At 65.1% G+C, this 16,801-nt stretch carries 18 protein-coding genes, 1 tRNA gene and 1 other RNA gene; 11 read left to right on the top strand and 9 right to left on the bottom strand.

Annotation, left to right across the window (positions count from 1 at the left end; all coding sequences use genetic code 11):
• Positions 1 to 3: 3 nt before the first annotated feature.
• Positions 4 to 486 (bottom strand): 50S ribosomal protein L13, encoded by a 483-nt coding sequence (rplM, locus tag GXY01S_RS04780; RefSeq protein ID WP_061272411.1) that lies wholly within the window; start codon positions 484 to 486, stop codon positions 4 to 6.
• A gap of 232 nt (positions 487 to 718) precedes the next feature.
• Between rplM and GXY01S_RS04775 the strand changes: the two genes are divergently transcribed.
• Positions 719 to 2,065 carry a hypothetical protein gene (locus GXY01S_RS04775; RefSeq protein ID WP_061272483.1) on the top strand — a complete coding sequence of 449 codons (1,347 nt, stop codon included), beginning with the start codon at positions 719 to 721 and terminating at the stop codon, positions 2,063 to 2,065.
• Entirely contained in the window at positions 2,065 to 2,931 is an 867-nt protein-coding gene (locus GXY01S_RS04770; RefSeq protein ID WP_061272409.1) for an NAD(P)H-binding protein, read from the top strand. The genes GXY01S_RS04775 and GXY01S_RS04770 overlap by 1 nt, the downstream gene beginning before the upstream one ends.
• Positions 2,932 to 2,977: 46 nt before the next feature.
• Here the strand turns inward: GXY01S_RS04770 and GXY01S_RS04765 are convergent.
• Both GXY01S_RS04765 and GXY01S_RS04760 read right to left on the bottom strand, forming a co-directional pair.
• Positions 2,978 to 3,053: transfer RNA gene (locus GXY01S_RS04765), tRNA-His, on the bottom strand.
• 61 nt (positions 3,054 to 3,114) lie between these two features.
• Positions 3,115 to 4,302, bottom strand: a complete 1,188-nt coding sequence (locus tag GXY01S_RS04760; RefSeq protein WP_061272406.1) for an aminotransferase — start codon at positions 4,300 to 4,302, stop codon at positions 3,115 to 3,117.
• A gap of 154 nt (positions 4,303 to 4,456) precedes the next feature.
• Here GXY01S_RS04760 and GXY01S_RS04755 point away from each other — a divergent pair, with 154 nt between their 5' ends.
• The 6 genes from GXY01S_RS04755 (at position 4,457) to GXY01S_RS04730 (ending at position 11,190) form a co-directional block, all read left to right on the top strand.
• Entirely contained in the window at positions 4,457 to 4,795 is a 339-nt protein-coding gene (locus tag GXY01S_RS04755; RefSeq protein WP_061272404.1) for a P-II family nitrogen regulator, read from the top strand.
• Between the two features lie 122 nt (positions 4,796 to 4,917).
• Positions 4,918 to 6,378 (top strand): type I glutamate--ammonia ligase, encoded by a 1,461-nt coding sequence (glnA, locus tag GXY01S_RS04750; protein ID WP_061272402.1) that lies wholly within the window; start codon positions 4,918 to 4,920, stop codon positions 6,376 to 6,378.
• A 185-nt stretch (positions 6,379 to 6,563) separates the two neighbouring features.
• The gene (locus GXY01S_RS04745) at positions 6,564 to 7,640 is read left to right on the top strand and encodes an NAD(P)H-quinone oxidoreductase (RefSeq protein ID WP_174520909.1); all 1,077 of its coding nucleotides are present in this window, start codon (positions 6,564 to 6,566) and stop codon (positions 7,638 to 7,640) included.
• Positions 7,621 to 8,412 (top strand): alpha/beta fold hydrolase, encoded by a 792-nt coding sequence (locus tag GXY01S_RS04740; protein ID WP_061272399.1) that lies wholly within the window; start codon positions 7,621 to 7,623, stop codon positions 8,410 to 8,412. Before GXY01S_RS04745 ends, GXY01S_RS04740 begins: the two co-directional genes overlap by 20 nt.
• Positions 8,413 to 8,539: 127 nt before the next feature.
• A complete protein-coding gene (locus tag GXY01S_RS04735; protein WP_061272397.1) occupies positions 8,540 to 9,706 on the top strand; it encodes an energy transducer TonB in 1,167 nt (388 codons plus the stop codon).
• 29 nt (positions 9,707 to 9,735) lie between these two features.
• Positions 9,736 to 11,190: an AMP nucleosidase gene (locus GXY01S_RS04730; RefSeq protein ID WP_061272395.1), complete on the top strand. Its 1,455-nt coding sequence runs from the start codon at positions 9,736 to 9,738 to the stop codon at positions 11,188 to 11,190.
• A 133-nt stretch (positions 11,191 to 11,323) separates the two neighbouring features.
• Here the strand turns inward: GXY01S_RS04730 and GXY01S_RS04725 are convergent, their stop codons facing one another.
• From GXY01S_RS04725 to GXY01S_RS04705, 5 genes are all read right to left on the bottom strand, one after another.
• Positions 11,324 to 12,139: a TIGR00282 family metallophosphoesterase gene (locus GXY01S_RS04725; RefSeq protein WP_061272393.1), complete on the bottom strand. Its 816-nt coding sequence runs from the start codon at positions 12,137 to 12,139 to the stop codon at positions 11,324 to 11,326.
• A gap of 15 nt (positions 12,140 to 12,154) precedes the next feature.
• Positions 12,155 to 12,766, bottom strand: coding sequence for a 5-formyltetrahydrofolate cyclo-ligase (locus tag GXY01S_RS04720; RefSeq protein WP_061272392.1), 612 nt, complete (start codon positions 12,764 to 12,766; stop codon positions 12,155 to 12,157).
• A gap of 9 nt (positions 12,767 to 12,775) precedes the next feature.
• A non-coding RNA gene (gene ssrS, locus GXY01S_RS04715) (6S RNA) lies at positions 12,776 to 12,934 on the bottom strand.
• A gap of 9 nt (positions 12,935 to 12,943) precedes the next feature.
• The gene (locus GXY01S_RS04710; RefSeq protein WP_061272389.1) at positions 12,944 to 13,285 is read right to left on the bottom strand and encodes a cell division protein ZapA; all 342 of its coding nucleotides are present in this window, start codon (positions 13,283 to 13,285) and stop codon (positions 12,944 to 12,946) included.
• 3 nt (positions 13,286 to 13,288) lie between these two features.
• Positions 13,289 to 13,555 (bottom strand): hypothetical protein, encoded by a 267-nt coding sequence (locus tag GXY01S_RS04705; protein WP_061272387.1) that lies wholly within the window; start codon positions 13,553 to 13,555, stop codon positions 13,289 to 13,291.
• A gap of 80 nt (positions 13,556 to 13,635) precedes the next feature.
• Between GXY01S_RS04705 and GXY01S_RS04700 the strand changes: the two genes are divergently transcribed.
• From GXY01S_RS04700 to thiE, 3 genes are all read left to right on the top strand, one after another.
• A complete protein-coding gene (locus GXY01S_RS04700) occupies positions 13,636 to 14,022 on the top strand; it encodes a hypothetical protein (RefSeq protein ID WP_242501209.1) in 387 nt (128 codons plus the stop codon).
• A 59-nt stretch (positions 14,023 to 14,081) separates the two neighbouring features.
• Positions 14,082 to 15,002 (top strand): class I fructose-bisphosphate aldolase, encoded by a 921-nt coding sequence (locus GXY01S_RS04695; RefSeq protein WP_061272383.1) that lies wholly within the window; start codon positions 14,082 to 14,084, stop codon positions 15,000 to 15,002.
• Between the two features lie 83 nt (positions 15,003 to 15,085).
• A complete protein-coding gene (gene thiE / locus GXY01S_RS04690) occupies positions 15,086 to 15,718 on the top strand; it encodes a thiamine phosphate synthase (RefSeq protein ID WP_061272381.1) in 633 nt (210 codons plus the stop codon).
• 56 nt (positions 15,719 to 15,774) lie between these two features.
• Here the strand turns inward: thiE and GXY01S_RS04685 are convergent, their stop codons facing one another.
• Positions 15,775 to 16,791, bottom strand: coding sequence for a hypothetical protein (locus GXY01S_RS04685; protein WP_061272379.1), 1,017 nt, complete (start codon positions 16,789 to 16,791; stop codon positions 15,775 to 15,777).
• Positions 16,792 to 16,801: the final 10 nt, after the last annotated feature.

Genomic DNA, 16,801 nt, shown 5'->3' with positions numbered 1-16,801 from the left:
GGTTCAGCCCCCGACCTTCTGGGTGTTGACGGCGTTCTTGCGGTTGAGCGATGCAACATCGAGAACCTGCGGCTTCTGCCCCTCATGCGGGTGCTCGGCACCAGCATAGACATACAGGTGCTTCATCTGCGCGCGCTGCAGCGGGCCGCGCGTGATCATGCGCTCGATGGCCTTGCGCACGACATGGCCGGGGTTCTTGCCGGTCAGGCGCTGGGTGATGGTGCGCTCCTTGATCCCGCCGGGGTAGCCGGTGTGATAATGGAACAGCTTCTGGTCAACCTTGTTGCCGGTCAGGCGAACCTTCTCGGCGTTGATGATGACGATATTGTCGCCACAATCAACATGCGGGGTGAACTGCGGCTTGTGCTTGCCGCGCAGGCGCTGGGCAACGATGGCGGCCAAGCGGCCCAGAACGAGCCCCTCGGCGTCGATCAGGGTCCAGCCACGCGTCACCTCGGCGGGCTTCAGCGAAAGTGTGGTCTTCATGGATCTAGTGTTCCGTCCAGTAATGTAGCGGTAACAGGTGGCGCGTTATCAGCCGCATCATGTGCAAACGTCAAGCACATAATCCCTTGAGGGCGGCATTTTTCCGCTAAAAAATCGCGTGTGGTATCATGATACCGCCATCTTTCGCATCACGACCTTCCCACGGGCGATTGCCGAGGGGGGGGCACAATGCGATAGCAGTCAGTTCACGGTCATTACGGATATCAGCCTCGTGAAGAAACTCTATCCCGCCATTCCCCTGCTTGTACTGGTGCTGCTGGTTGGTAGCTGGGGGGTGCATCACTTTGCCCAGCACAGGCTTGAAGCCGGCATAGCCGACTTCCGCGCCTCCATCGGGCCGAACGCCACGTTCAGCTACGCCACGGCCCGGCCGCGCACGCTGGCGCGGGGCGCGCATTTTACGGCCGTCACCTACCACAACCCCGCCATGACGCTGATCGCGGCTGACGTGCGGCTTGGCGGGCTGACCGGCAATAACGTGCAGGGCGAGAAGATCGGCAGCATCGTGCTGCGCGATGTCAAGATCATGACCCAGGCCAGCACCATCTCGCTTGACGAGGTGGACCTGCGCAACCTGGTGCTGCCCAATACCGACCGCGCGAGTGCCGATGCCAGCCGCCCGCTCGGCTTCGATTCCCTCGTGCTGGATGACGGCACGCTCACCAACATGCATCTCGCCATTCCCTCCAGCCAGACCGACGTGACCGTGGCCCGCATGACCGTGGAGCAGTACGGGGTGGGCCGCACCTCGCATCTCGATCTCGACCGGCTGGCCACCCAGATCAACCTCGCGCCCACGCGCCGGATCTCGGTCGATCACATCAGGATCGACGGGCCGGATTTTGCCAGCGAGGTCGCAAGCCTGATCCAGTCGGGCCACCTGATCCATGAAAGCCATCCGCATACGATGGACCTCAGGAAGGTGGAGATCGACAGCACCCACCCCATGCTCCAGATCGACCATGTCGCCACCTCCAGCTTCTCCACCGCCACCGAGGACAAGATGGACACGACGCTGGGCAACCTCACGCTGTGGTCCACCGGCAATGATAACCAGACGATTCTCAATGCGTTTGGCTATGACCATTTCAACGGCAACATCCATATCAGCAGCACCAGCGACCGCAGCGCGGGGCGCGTGCATCTTGAGCCGATGACCATCGAGTCGGCCGACATGGGCAACCTGACCGTGGTGGCCGAACTCGACCAGATCCCCTTTGATGACATGGCCATCATCCCCGAGACTGCGCGCATCGTCTCCGCCGCCATGACGTGGGAGGACCACTCCCTGGCCAGCCATGTGCTGGCGGGCCTGGCAAAGAGCCGCAATACCGACCCCGAAATCTACCGCCAGAACCTGCTCGCCTCGCTGGCCGCGTCCGATGATGCCTCGCTGCGCGCCATGGGCCGGTTCCTGCAATCGCCACAGGATCACCCGCTGCAGATCGCGCTGCGCCCGATGAAGCCGGTCAACCTGATGATGCTGGGCATTGCCCTGTCGATGGCGGGCGACCCGTCTGTCGCGGCCCCGCTGGGCCTGACCATTTCCACGCCCTGATGCACCACTCCGGCCCCGTGCATGTCATCGGGGCCAATGGCCGCTCGGGGCTGGCGCTGTGCCGGGCGCTACGGGCGGCGGGCAGGGATTTCGTGCCCATCGTGCGCGACGGGGCGCGCTGGCAGGCAACGCGCCTGCCCATGCCCGCGCGGCTGGCCGACCTTGCGCATGATCCCGACCGGCTGCGCCATGCCCTGCGTGACGCCACCACCATTGTCCTGACCGCCCATGCCCGCCACCTGCCTGCCGTGCTTGCGGCAGCACCCGCGCAGGCGCGATTCGTGGCATTGGGCAGTACCCGCATCTTTACCCGCTGGCCCGATGCCCATGCGCGCGGCGTGCTGCACGGCGCGCAGGCGCTGGCCGGTTCGGGCCGCGATGGCGTGCTGCTGCACCCCACCATGATCTATGGCGCAACGGGCGAGAACAATGTGCAGCGCCTGGCCGCCCTGATGCGCCGCCTGCCGGTGCTGCCGCTACCCGTCGGCGACCGCGCGCGGCTCCAGCCCATATGGCAGGGTGACGTAACCCGTGCGCTGCTCGCCGCCATCGGGCGCGACTGGCATGGGCCGCAGAGCCTGATTATCGCGGGGGGGGATCAGGTCAGCTACCGGGATTTCACGCGCATGGTGGCCCTGGCCGCCGGGCTACGGCCCCGCCCGGTGCTGCCGGTGCCCGGCACGATGCTGATGGCGCTCGCACGGCTCAGCCTGCCGGGCCTGCCCGCCATTACGCCCGCCGAGGTCCGGCGGCTCATGGAAGACAAGGTTTTCGACATTGCCCCCATGCGCGCGCAACTCGGCCTTGAGCCGCTGCCACTAGCCTTGGGGCTTGCGCGCACGTTCAAACCAGCGGCTTTTTGCTGAAAAGCCGCACAGGACAGAATGTTCTGATTTTAAGGGAAATACGGGTTGGGGCGAACGACGGGGCTCGAACCCGCGACCACCGGTACCACAAACCGGCGCTCTACCAACTGAGCTACGTCCGCCACAACTGGAGCGGTTATTTAGAGAAGGCGGGCAAACCCGTCAATTACCCTTTTTGCATTTTCATGCATTTTCCGCGCAGAGCTGTCCGCGCACGCCTTGCAGCCGCTGCACCGCCTGCGAAATGACGCCCGTTTTCTTGCAGAACGCAAAACGCACGTAGCGATCGGGAATATCCGCCCCCGCCTGATCATAGAAGGCCGAGACGGGAATGGCGGCCACCCCCACCGTGCGCGTCATCTGCTGGCAGAACGCCACATCGCCCCCCGCAAAGCCCAGCGGCGCGATATCGGCAATCAGGAAGTAGCTGCCATCGCACGGCAGCACGTCGAATCCGGCCCGGCCCAGCCCTTCGGCCAGCCAGTCGCGCGCCGAGCGCATGCTCTCGGCCAGCCGCTCGAAATAGGCCGTGTCCTTGTCCAGCCCCACCGCCACGGCGCGTTGCAGGTTGGGCGCCACGGTAAAGGTGAGCAACTGGTGCGCCTTGGCCACGAGGGCGGCCAGCGGCGCGGGCGCGGTGACATAGCCCACCTTCCACCCGGTCATGGAGAAGCTCTTGCCCGCACTGCCAATGCGGATGCAGCGCCCGCGCATGCCCGGCAGCGCCATCAGCGGCACGTGGCGGGCGGGGGCGAAGGTCAGGTGCTCATACACCTCGTCGCACACGGCATAGGCATCATGCTTCGCCACGAGGCCCGCGATGAATTCCAGCTCATCACGCGTGAACACCTTGCCCGTCGGGTTCATGGGCGTGTTGAGCAAGATGGCCTTGGTGCGCGGGGTAAAGGCGGCCGCGAGTTCCGCGCGCGGCAGGTCCCAGCGCGGCGGGGCAAGGCGCACGGTGCGCACCACGGCGCCAAGCAGGCGCAACACCGGCAGGTAGGTGTCGTAAAGGGGTTCGAACACCACCACCTCGTCGCCCCGGTTGACCAGCGCCATGAGCGAGGCGGTGATGGCCTCGGTCGCACCACAGGTCACCACCACCTCACGCGCGGGCTCGACGGCAATGCCATAAAAACGCGCATTCGACCGCGCCACCGCGCCCTGCAATTCGGGCAGGCCGGCAAGCGGGGGGTACTGGTTGCGTCCGTCACGCAGGGCGGTGGCCGCGGCCTCGACAAGGTCAGCCGGGCCTTCGGTATCAGGAAAGCCCTGGCCGAGATTGATGGCGTCATGCTCCATGGCCAGGGCCGACATGACGGAAAATATGGTGGTTGGCAGCCCTGAAAGCATCGCGTTGGCGGGTTTCATCGTCTTATCCTGTCCGTGTGCGCATGGGTGCGGGCAATGCGTATTTTTGCCCATATCACCCGATTGCCTGAAAATGAAAGCCGTGCAACCCTGCCACGGCAACACGGGCGGCATGCACTACAGATGCCATGAGACGGAAGACAGACCAACAGGCATGAAAAAGATCGAGGCCATCATCAAGCCCTTCAAGCTCGACGAGGTGAAGGATGCCCTCCATGAGATCGGCCTGATGGGCATCACCGTCACCGAGGCCAAGGGCTTTGGCCGCCAGAAAGGCCATACGGAACTGTATCGCGGCGCGGAATACATCATCGACTTCCTGCCCAAGGTAAAGCTCGAGGTCGTCTGCACCGATGACATGACCGAGCGCGCGGTCGAGGCCATCATGGCCGCCGCCCGCACCGGTCGCATCGGCGATGGCAAGATCTTCATCACCCCGGTCAGCGAGGTCATCCGCATCCGCACGGGCGAGCGGGGGCCTGATGCCATCTGAGGGTTGGCCTGCAAACATGGGTCTCATGGCCGCTGGCCTATCGACAGCGGCCTTGCGTTTCCGTAACCATAACCGCCGCGCCGCATGGAACGGCACACCAAAGTCAGGACAGGTAATTTAACATGGCAAAAAAAGCACAGGCTTCAGCCTCGGTTTCAACACCGTCGCATTCTGCTGAAGCCATCGCGAAGGTCTTTGAAATCATCAAGGAAAACGCGGTCGAGATGGTTGACCTGCGTTTCACCGATCCGCGCGGCAAGTGGCACCACACCACCCAGTACGTCACCACGATCGAGGATGACACCTTCCGCGAAGGCTTCATGTTCGATGGTTCCTCCATCGCAGGGTGGAAAGCCATCAACGAAAGCGACATGATCCTGCTGCCTGATCCTACCACCGCGGTGATGGACCCGTTCTCCGCCAAGCCGCAGCTGATCCTGATCTGCGATATCGTGGAGCCCTCCACCGGGCAGTTCTACAACCGCGACCCCCGCGCCACCGCCAAGCTTGCCGAGCAGTACCTCAAGTCAACCGGCCTTGGTGATACCGCCTTCTTCGGCCCCGAAGCCGAATTCTTCATCTTTGACAGCGTGCGCTTTGGCACCGGCCCGAACTTCGGCACCTATGAGCTTGAAAGCATCGAAGGCCCCGGCGCGTCGCTCAAGGACTACCCCGAAGGCAACATGGGCCACCGCCCCGGCGTGAAGGGTGGCTACTTCCCGGTAGCTCCCGTTGACAGCGAAGGCGACCTGCGCGCCGAAATGCTGACCACCATGGGCGAGATGGGCCTGCCCATCGAGAAGCACCACCACGAAGTGGCACAGTCGCAGCACGAGCTGGGCACCAAGTTCGACACGCTGGTCCGCTCCGCCGACTTCATGCAGATCTACAAATACTGCGTGCACAACGTCGCCCATTCCTACGGCAAGACGGCAACCTTCATGCCCAAGCCGATCTATGGCGACAACGGCTCGGGCATGCATGTGCACCAGTCGATCTGGCGCAACGGCAAGCCCACCTTCGGCGGCAACGGCTATGCCGACCTGTCCGATGAGGCGCTGTACTACATCGGCGGCATCATCAAGCACGCCAAGGCGCTCAATGCCTTCACCAACCCGTCCACCAACTCCTACAAGCGCCTGATCCCGGGCTTCGAGGCTCCTGTGCTGCTGGCTTACTCCGCCCGCAACCGTTCCGCCTCGTGCCGCATCCCGTATGCGACCAGCCCGAAGGCAAAGCGCGTCGAGGTCCGCTTCCCCGATCCGACCGCAAACCCCTACCTCGCCTTTGCCGCCATGCTGATGGCCGGCCTTGACGGCATCAAGAACAAGATCCACCCCGGCGATGCCATGGACAAGGATCTGTACGACCTGCCGCCCGAGGAACTCAAGCAGATCCCGACCGTGGCCGGCTCGCTGCGTGAAGCCCTGACCGCGCTGGAAGCCGATTACGAGTTCCTGCTCGCTGGCAACGTGTTCACCAAGGACCAGATCGAGAGCTACTGTGAAGTGAAGTGGCAGGAAGTCTACAAGTTCGAGCACACGCCGCACCCGGCTGAATTCGAGATGTACTACTCCGTCTGATCCCGCCTTCCCCCACGGGGAACGGGACCGACATGAAAAGCGCCGGAACCTTGAGGGTTCCGGCGCTTTTTTCATGTCCGGCCCCATGCCCGCGCGCACGTTTGCTCGATTGCACTTCCCGCGCACTGGTCGCAGCCCTCATATCGCCTAAACCTTGGAGGCCTCCACCAACGCAAGGACAGACCATGACCCAGGCACCCCCCGCCACCATGCAGGCCGTGACCGTGAGCGAACCGGGCGGCCCCGACTGCCTGCACATCACCACCGTGCCGGTGCCCCGCCCCCGCGCGGGCGAGGTGCTGGTGCGGGTGATGGCCGCAGGCATCAACCGCCCCGACATCATGCAGCGCCAGGGGCTGTATCCACCGCCGCCGGGCGCCAGCCCCCTGCTGGGGCTGGAAGTGGCGGGCGAGGTCGTGGCGGTGGGCGAAGGCGTGCCGCCCGATGCCTTTCCAGCACCCGGCGCGCGGGTATGTGCGCTGGTCAATGGCGGGGGCTACGCGCAGTACTGCACCGTGCCCGCGGGCCAGTGCCTGCCCTGGCCCGCGGGATTTGACGCGCTGCATGCAGCCGCCTTGCCCGAGACATTCTTTACCGTGTGGTCCAACCTGTTCATGGCGGCGGGGCTGAAACCCGGCGAGAGCGTGCTGGTGCATGGCGGCACCAGCGGCATCGGCACAACGGCCATCCAGCTTGTGCACGCGCTGGGCGGCACGGTTTACGCCACCGCCGGCACGGACGAAAAATGCACGCTGTGCACCACGCTGGGTGCGCGCGCGGCCATCAACTACCGCACCGAGGACTTTCCCACGCGCATAAAGGAACTGACGGATGGCGAGGGGGTCAATGTCATCCTCGACATGATTGGCGGAGCCTATATGGAGGGCAACCTCAAATCCCTGGCCATAGCCGGGCGGCTGGTCATCATAGCACTCCAGGGCGGGGCGAAGGCCGATGGCGTGAGCCTGGCACGCATCATGACCCGCAGGCTGGTGGTGACCGGCAGCACGCTGCGCCCGCGTGATGCGGCCTACAAGGCCGAAATTGCCCGCGACCTCGAGGCCCGTGTCTGGCCGCTGCTGGCACGGCGGGCCATCCGCCCACTCATCCATGCCACCTTCCCCTTGGCGCGGGTTGCCGAGGCCCATAAACTCATGGAAAACGGAACCCATATGGGCAAGATCATGCTGGACCTGCAACATCCCGCCCAGACAGACGACCGGACGATAGGAACACAAGCTGGTGCTACTGAACGTCATTGAGCGCGGCCCCGAGGAAAGCGGGCCCGACACGGCCGGCAGGCCCCCCATTGTCCTGCTGCACGGCCTGTTCGGGCGGGCGCGCAACCTTGGCTTCTTCCAGCGCAGGCTTGCGCGCACCCGGCGCACGCTGGCCATCGACCTGCGCAACCACGGCGAAAGCCCGCATGGCCTGATGGACTACAACACCATGGCGGGCGACCTGCTGGAAACGCTGGCCCACCACAACGCGCTGCCCGCAACGCTGGTCGGCCACTCCATGGGTGGCAAGGTGGCCATGACCTTGGCCCTGACCCGGCCGGGCATGGTGCACAGCCTGCTGGTGGCCGATATTCCGCCCGCGCGCACCGGCCACGGGCAGTTCGCGCTGGGCGAGCAGATGCTGCGGATGCCGTTCCCGCCCTTTCTCAACCGGACGGGGGCGGAACGGCTGCTGCAGCACTACATCCCCAACACCGATGTGCGCGCACTGATGCTGCAGAACATCCGCGTGGGGGAGAACCCCGGCTGGAGCATCGGCCTGCGCGAGATGGTGGAATCGATGTCCAACGTCGAAAGCTGGCCCTACATCCCCGAAGGCTACACCTATCCCGGCCCCACGCTGTTCCTGGCGGGCGGGAATTCGCCCTATATCCGCCCCGAACATTATGCCATCATGCGCAGGCTTTTTCCGTGCTACCGGCTTGAACTGATCGAACGGGCGGGGCACTGGCTGCATGTCGAAAACCCGGAGAGATTCGCCGAATTACTGGAAAACTTTGTCGAAAGCTACTGAAGTAGCCCTCCGTTACGCATCCGGTCCTTGACAGGCCACCCACCCGCGTCAGTTATGCTGGCAACATGCCAGGGCAGGCAGGCAGGCCCCGGCAACAGACCCACATGGCGGAGACCCGCAGCCTTTCATGACGGTGACACTCAGTCCCTCCTCCCGGCGGCCAGAGGCCGTGGAGCCCGTACTGATCCCCCGCGACCCGCTGCCCGCCGGGGGCCGCCTGCCACGCAATGGCCGCACGGAACAGTACAACCCGCCCGCGCGCGAAAGGCTGCTGCCCGGCACCCCCGTGCCGCCGCCACCCGGCTACCGCAAGCTGCGCCCCATGATATCGGGCCTGATCCGTCCCGATACGGTGGAAACGCCCGGCCCGGGGCGCGCCATTGCCATATCGGGGCTGCTGCACGCCGCCCTGCTGGCTGCCATCCTGATCGAATCCGCCCATCACAGCCAGCATGGCACGCCCGACGCCACGCGCACGGAACCGCAGGTGGAGATGGTGTTCTCGCCGCCCACATCCAGCGGGTTGCAGGGCCAGTCCTCGCCCGACATGGCGGGCGGCCAGAACGCGCCCAAACAGCAGCAGGACAAGCAGCCCTCGCCCAGCGCGCAGCAGAATACAAACAGCCCGCAGCACAACAGCGAGGATTCGTCGCCCTCCGCCAATGCCCCCAGCGAGGACACCCCCTCCGCCCCGCCGCTGAGCGAGGCACCCTCCGACCTGTCGGTGCCGCAGTCGCAGCAGCAGGACAAGTTCAACCCCGCCATGCAGAACTCCGGCCACGGCAGCCACGCGGCCCAGCAGTCGCAGAGCCAGTCCTCGCCCAACGCCTATGCGGCGTTGCAGCACCCGATGAACTGGTCGCTCTCCGCCTCACCCCTGCCCCGGCGCAGCAGGCAGGGGCGCGCGGGTGGCACGGGCGGGCCGATCGACCTCTCGCTCGGGCCGGTGGTGCAGAATGGCAAGATCAATGCGCCCTACTCCACCAGTACCCAGATCAAGGGCGTGAGCGACGATTACGGCGAGGAACTCGAACGCTGGATCCGCAGCCATATGTACTACCCGATGGAAGCCGCCCAGGCCGGCGAGGAAGGCCCCTCCTCGGTGCATGTGGAACTCGACCGCGACGGCCACGTGAAAAAGGTGCGCCTGACCGGCCAGTCCGGCTCGTATTACCTTGATGCGGCGACGACGGGCATGTTCCGCAACGCCCAGCTTCCCCCCGTGCCGCCGGACATGCAGGGCGATACCTTCCCCATCGACCTGACCATCAACTACATCCTGATCCGCCGCTGAACGCACGGGCAGAAGGAGATTTCATCGCCATGGACACAGCACGACTCCTGCAGCAGGCCGGGCATGACTTCCACGCCTTCGATGATGCCGATGCCGCCGTGGCCCGCATTACCGAGCTTTATGACCACGCCGCCGGGCTGATCCGCCACGCCTTCGCCACGCGCGATACATCGGGGCTGGCGGATGCGGTCTATCCCTACCTTGCCTTCATGCCCGCTGCGGCCCTGCCCGCCCATGGACCGCGCCCGCCCTTTGACGTGGTGCTCGAGCCCGGCTTCTATGGCACCACGCTGACCCGCCCTGCCCTGTTCGGCGCCTACTGGCGCGAACAGATCGAAAGCCTGCTGCGCCATTACCGCACGCCGGTCATGGTCGGCCTGTCGCGCCAGCCCATCCCGCTCTCCTACGTGATGGAGGAGGCGGTAACCTCGCTGACCGAGTCGGATCTTGCGTGGATCCAGGCCCATTTCGCGCTGCCCGATCTGCACGTGACCGACGATTCAATCGCCAATTGCGACTACATCCCCCGCCCCGACGTGCCGCGCCCGCTGGCATTGTTCACAGCCCAGCGCACCGATTACTCGCTGGCGCGGCTGCACCACTACACCGGCACGGCGCCAAGGCATTTCCAGCGCTTCATCCTGCTGACCAACTACCAGCGCTATGTCGATGCGTTTCGGGAATACGGGCATGCGCAGGTGGATGCGGGGTCGGAATACACGGCGTTTGTCGAGCCGGGCGAGATCATCCACACCCGTGATGCGCCGCACGCGGCCACCCATGCGGGCCAGAACCTGCCGCAGATGCCCGCCTACCACCTGTGCCGCCCCGATGGCGATGGCATCACGCTCATCAACATCGGCGTAGGCCCCGCCAACGCCAAGACCATTACCGACCACCTGGCCGTGCTGCGCCCGCATTGCTGGCTGATGGTGGGGCACTGCGCGGGGCTGCGGCGCAGCCAGAAGCTGGGCGACTACGTGCTGGCGCATGGCTACCTGCGCGATGACCACGTGCTGGACGACGACCTGCCGCCCTGGGTGCCCGTGCCCCCCATTGCCGAGGTGCAGATGGCCCTGCAGGACGTGACCGCCCGCGTGACCGGCCTGCATGATGCCGAGGTCAAGACCCGCCTGCGCACCGGCACGGTCATGACCACCGACAACCGCAACTGGGAGCTGCGGCTGGGTGCGCTGTTCACGCGCATCAACACCTCACGCGCCATTGCGGTGGACATGGAATCGGCCACGATCGCGGCCAATGGCTTCCGCTTCCGGGTGCCATACGGCACGCTGCTATGTGTTTCGGACAAGCCGCTGCATGGCGAACTCAAGCTGCGCGGCATGGCCAATGCCTTCTACCGCGAGCGCGTGCGCCAGCATCTTGTGGTGGGAATCGAGACCATGCAGCAGTTGCGCGCGCAGGGCGTGGACCGGTTGCACTCGCGCAAGCTGCGCGGGTTTGACGAGCCAGCCTTCCGCTAAATCATAAGAGTTTTTGGTGAAGCTTTTTTCAAAAAGCTTCGAAGAACGCCGCCTTTTTGAAAAAAGGCGGCACCCAAAAACTTTTGTTATTTTTTATCAATCAGTTGTTTTCAAACAGTCTTTTATCTGCTGATCAGAAATCCGGCAGCGTGGGGGCCAGATGCCCCCCCTGCCGCACCGGCGCCATGCGGCGGGCGAGGCCGGTGGCGTCATCGGTTTCCACCATCATGCCTGCAATGCTGGCCTCGCCCTCGGCGGGTTGCAGGCGCTCGCCGGGCATCTTGCGCACGAATCGGGCAATGGCAGCCTCCTTGCCCATGCCGATCACGCTGTCATAGTCGCCGCACATGCCCGCATCGGTCTGGAAGGCGGTGCCGTGGGGGAAGATGCGGTGGTCCGCCGTGGGCGTATGCGTGTGCGTGCCAATGACCAGCGACACGCGGCCATCAAGGAAATGACCCATCGCCCATTTCTCGCTCGTGGCCTCGGCATGCACGTCCACCACGGCGGCGTGCATGGTCACGCCCAGCCGGTGGCGCGAGAGAATATCGCTCACGCTGCGGAAGGGGTCATCCATCGCATCCATGAACTGCCGGCCCATGATGCTGACCACCAGCGCCTTGCGGCCATCGACCAGTTCCACCACCACGCTGCCCTGCCCCGGCGTGCCGGGCGGGTAATTGGCGGGGCGGATGATGCGGGGTTCGCTGTCGATATGGCCGATCAGGTCGCGCCGGTCCCAGCTATGGTTGCCCAGCGTGATGACATCAGCCCCCGCCGCAAGCAGGTCGCGGCCGATGGCGGGCGAAAGGCCGAAGCCGTGGCTGGCGTTCTCGCCATTGACCACCACCAGGTCGAGGGCAAGGTCGCGCCGCAGGCCGGGCAGGCGGGAGATGACGGCCTCGCGCCCCACGCGCCCGACAATATCGCCCAGAAACAGTATTCTCAAGAAAACAGCCTTTATCTACCGCGTCCGCCCGTCACCACGACACCGGATCCATTCACGCTCGGTCACGATCGCGGGCAGCGCCACGTCATACCGGCCGGTCGGGATGCACGCCACTTCCTGAAAGGAAAAGCCAAACCCCACCGCCCGCGCCGCAGGCAGGCTGGCCAGCGTGCGATCATAATAGCCCCCGCCATATCCCAGCCGCATGCCCCGCCTGTCAAATGCCAGCAGGGGCACGCACACCACATCAGGCTGCACGATGGGGCCATCGGGGTGGGATGTGCCATAGCGGCCCGCGCGCATGGCGCAGCCCGGCTGCCACAGGCGGAAGACCAGCTTATGGCCCTTCGGCGTGGTTTCGGGCAGGGCAATGCACAGGCCATCGGCGTGGAGCGCGTGCATGACGGGCTCGAGCGCGCTCTCGCCCGGCAAAGGCCAGACAAGGGCGATGGAATCGCCTGCCGCCGCCATGCCGCGCAGGGCACGGACCATGCGGTGCTGGAGGCTTTTCTCGGCCATCCCGCGCCCGGGGTCTGCGGCAAAGGCGGCCCGCCTGCTGGCCATGACGCCGCGCAGGGCCTGTTTGGCATGCGCGGTGGACCACGATTCGTTTGCGATGGAAGTCATGGAAAATGATACGGAGCCGCCATGGCCGTTGGTCGGATCAGCCCTCCCGGACCTGCTGACGCAGGTGGGCGCCAGGTAACGTGACCACGATCACGACAGTGCCAGCTCCCTAGGAAGTGCTTATCGGCCCAGGGGTTGAATCATGCCTGACGCACCCGGCAGCCCCGCCCCTTCTATCTAGTCTTCTTCCAGTGCGTCCGCAATGTTTTCCGCACGTTCGACAAGGTGGGCAAGCTGCTCCTTGCGGCGTTCGTTCTCAATGCGCGCCTGCCGGCCCTGCGCAAGCTGGTGGGCGGTGTCCGATGACATTTTTTCCGCCGTCAGGTCATGAATTTCGTCAGCCATGAGCAGGGCGGCAAGCGCAAGCAGCCGCCCCTCGCCGCTATGGCCGCCGAGTTCACGGATGCGCTCGATCCGGCGCTCGACTTCCTGCGCCATGGCCTGGAGGTGTTTTTCCTGTCCCTCCTTGCACCCCACGGCGTAGGAAAAACCATTGATGCGCACGGTAACCTGGCTCATGGCCTATTCCTCCCCGCTGGTGGTTTCCCCACCATCATCAAGCACGTCGCGCACGCGGGCAATGAGCACGTCAATATTGGCGGCGAGCGCCTGCAGGTCGATATCGGGCGCCGCGGGTGGCTGGACAGGGGCCTGGTCGGTGCGGCGATCAAGGGCGAAGGCGATGCGGTTGAGGGCGAGTTCGAGGCGGTCAGCCGGATTCTCTCCAGCCTCCGAAGGGGAGCGTGCGGCATCCTGTTCCGGTGGCATGATAATATCAGACACGTTCATCCTTTCCCTCGTTCCTCCCCTTGAACTGATCGCGCGGTGCGGTTTCAACGTCAAGCATGATCGACAAACATGACCATTATATGCCGCTTATCACGGTTTCAGGCGCAGGCGAGCTGGCGCTGGTCACCACCACGGCGGCATCGTTACGCACGGACTGCGCCGTAGTTTCCCCGCCCGGGGCGGGGTGTTTCATGGGCGTGCCGTGGTGGGCGGCGCTGGTGGCGGACTGCCCGCTGCCCGCCTGGCTGGACTGCGGGCAGGCGGCGGGCCACGCCGCAGCCGCCCTGCGCGCAGGATTGAGCGGTGTCATTGTCAGCGCCACGGCAGCACAGCACGATGCGCTCGTATCACTGGCATGCATGACGGGTGGCCACGTGCTGCGCACGCGCCCGCACGCGCTGGACCTGCCCGCAAGGGGTGCGAGGGATGCGCTGGAAAGATACCTGCGTGCCCCCCACATCCCATGACAGAACCGTCCGGGCAGGCGCAGGATGCTACGGACAGCCATTTGCAAGGGGAACAAGACATGACACTGACACCGCGGGTCAAGGCAATCCTTGACCACTACGAAAGTGACACGCCGGGCACCAAGGCCAATCTCTACCGGCTCATGAACACCGGCAAGCTCGCGGGTACCGGCAAGCTGGTGATCCTGCCGGTTGACCAGGGCTTCGAGCACGGGCCGGGCCGCTCGTTTGCCCCCAACCCGCCCGCCTATGACCCGCATTATCACTACTCGCTGGCCATCGAGGCGGGGCTGAACGCATTCGCAGCCCCGCTGGGCATGCTCGAGGCCGGGGCCGGCACGTTTGCCGGCCAGATCCCCACCATTCTCAAATGCAACAGTTCCGACAGCCTGACCACGCAGAAGAACCAGGCCGTGACCGGTACGGTCGCCGATGCGCTGCGGCTGGGCTGCTCGGCCATCGGGTTTACCATCTACCCCGCCAGCGACTACCAGTTCCACCAGATGGAGCAACTGCGCGAGATGGCGCGCGAGGCCAAGAATGCAGGGCTTGCCGTGGTGGTGTGGAGCTACCCGCGCGGCCCGATGCTCGACAAGGCGGGCGAGACGGCCATCGATATCTGCGCCTATGCCGCCCATATCGCCGCCGAACTGGGTGCCCACATCATCAAGGTCAAGCCCCCGACCGAGGATCTGTGCCTGCCCGCGGCCAAGAAGGTCTATATCGATGAGAAGGTCGATATCGCCACCCTGCCCGCGCGAATCCACCATGTGGTGCAGTCGGCCTTTGCGGGCCGCCGCATCGTGATCTTCTCGGGTGGCGAGCACACCACCACCGAGCACCTGCTCGACACCATTCGCGGCATCCATCAGGGTGGCGGGTTCGGTTCGATCATCGGGCGCAACACCTTCCAGCGCCCACGGGCCGAAGCCCTGAAGCTGCTTGGTGACATTACCGACATCTTCCTCCAGAAGGTCTGATCGTGCTACCGGTGCCCCGCATGGCGAAGCTGGCCATGCGGGGGCTGTTCGCAGCCGCCCCGGTGGCATAGGATCGGCCCGACATGACCGATTGCCAGCTCTATCTCATCACGCCCGAATCGCTTGATCCGGCGACCTTCGCCCCCCTTCTGGCCCAGGCGCTGGACGCAGGCCCGGTTGCGGCGGTGCAACTGCGCCTTAAAAACGTTGATGACGACACGATCCGCCGCGCGGTGGATGTGCTCCAGCCCGTGACCCATGCGCGTGACGTGGCCTTCATCATGAATGATCGCCCCGACCTTGCCGTAAGCTGCGGCTGCGACGGCGCGCATGTGGGCATGGACGATACCGACGTGGCCACCGCCCGGCGCATATTGGGTGACGACCTGCAACTCGGCGTATCGTGCTATGACAGCCGTGACATGGCCCTGCGCGCGGGCGAGGCCGGGGCGAATTACGTGGCGTTTGGCGCGTTTTTCCCCTCGCCCTCGAAAGAGACCGAAGTGCGGGCCGACCCTGCGCTGCTCACGTGGTGGAGCAGCATGATCGAACTGCCGGTAGTGGCCATTGGCGGCATCACGCCAGATAACTGCGGCACGCTGGTGCGCGCGGGGGCGGATTTCCTGTCGGTCATCAGCGCTGTGTGGTCGCACCCTGATGGACCGGGTGCAGGCGTAAAGGCCATGAACGCGGCAATCGTGGCCGCAGAAGGATAAAAGCTTAGGGGGAACGCCGCCTTTTTGAAAAAAGGCGGCACCCAAAAACTTTTAATTTATGGCCGTGCCTGCTGCTGCAGGTACCCCGCCCATCTGCGCACGGTCGGGCTGGGATCCGCCTCAAGCGCAGGCAGCATCGTGGCCAGATCGGGAAAATCCCGCCTGCACTGCGCCAATGCCCGCAACGCCGTGCGCCTGACCATGGCGGCACGGTCATGCAGGGCCGTGGCGATCAGGACCTTACGGTCAACGGACAGCGTGACATTACGCCGCGCCAGTTCTGGCGCGGGGCGCGCAAGGCCCAGCGACTTGTCCACCCATTCCTGCCGGGTGCCCGTTTTCCATCGCGCCTGCCCCCATAACAGCACCTGCAGCGCGGTCGCCCGCACGCTGGCCTGCCGCGCCATGGCCGCCAGCATGGGCAGGGCGGCATCAAGCAGCGGCGTGCGCAGGAAATAACGCAGGGTCACGCCCAACGGGGCATCGCACACGGTGGCGAACCGCGCGACCAGTTCCACCCGCACGGCGGGGCGGGCACATAACAGGTCCATGCAAGCAGCCTGCGCGGGTGCCCAGCGGGTCCAGTCCTGCCAGCTTCCCCGCAGGGCCAGGCCCATGGTGACCGCGACATCAGGCGCAACCTGCAAGAACAGCCTGCCTGCGCACCGCGTAGCAGCCTCGCGCACGGGGGCTGCCCAGTCATTGAGGCGCATGGCAAGGGCCGCCAGCATGAAAGGGGAGCGCGGCACGGTGGCCAGCGCGTTGAGGGCAGCCTCGCGCACATGGCCATCGCGGTGCACTATGAGAACCTGCGCCAGCATGGGCATGGTGGCCAGCACGCCGCATATGCGGCGGCGATCCTTTCGGGGGTCTGTTACGGGGTAACAAAAACAGCACAACGCCTGTCCGGCCCGCACACTGGCCGTAACAACCTGCGCCGCTGGCAGGCCATCAAGCCTTGCAACACACGCCGCGACAAGGGCGGGGGGCGGCGCAATCCCTGCCAGCAGGCATTGACCAAGCGCAACGAGGTCCGCCTCAAGCGCAGGGGGCAGGTCGTAATCCGTCAACATGGCAAGAAAT

The organism is Komagataeibacter xylinus NBRC 15237 (assembly GCF_001571345.1).
Taxonomy (GTDB): domain Bacteria; phylum Pseudomonadota; class Alphaproteobacteria; order Acetobacterales; family Acetobacteraceae; genus Komagataeibacter; species Komagataeibacter xylinus.
Note: the sequence above shows the minus strand (reverse complement) of the source record. Positions and strands in the feature narration are given on the sequence as shown.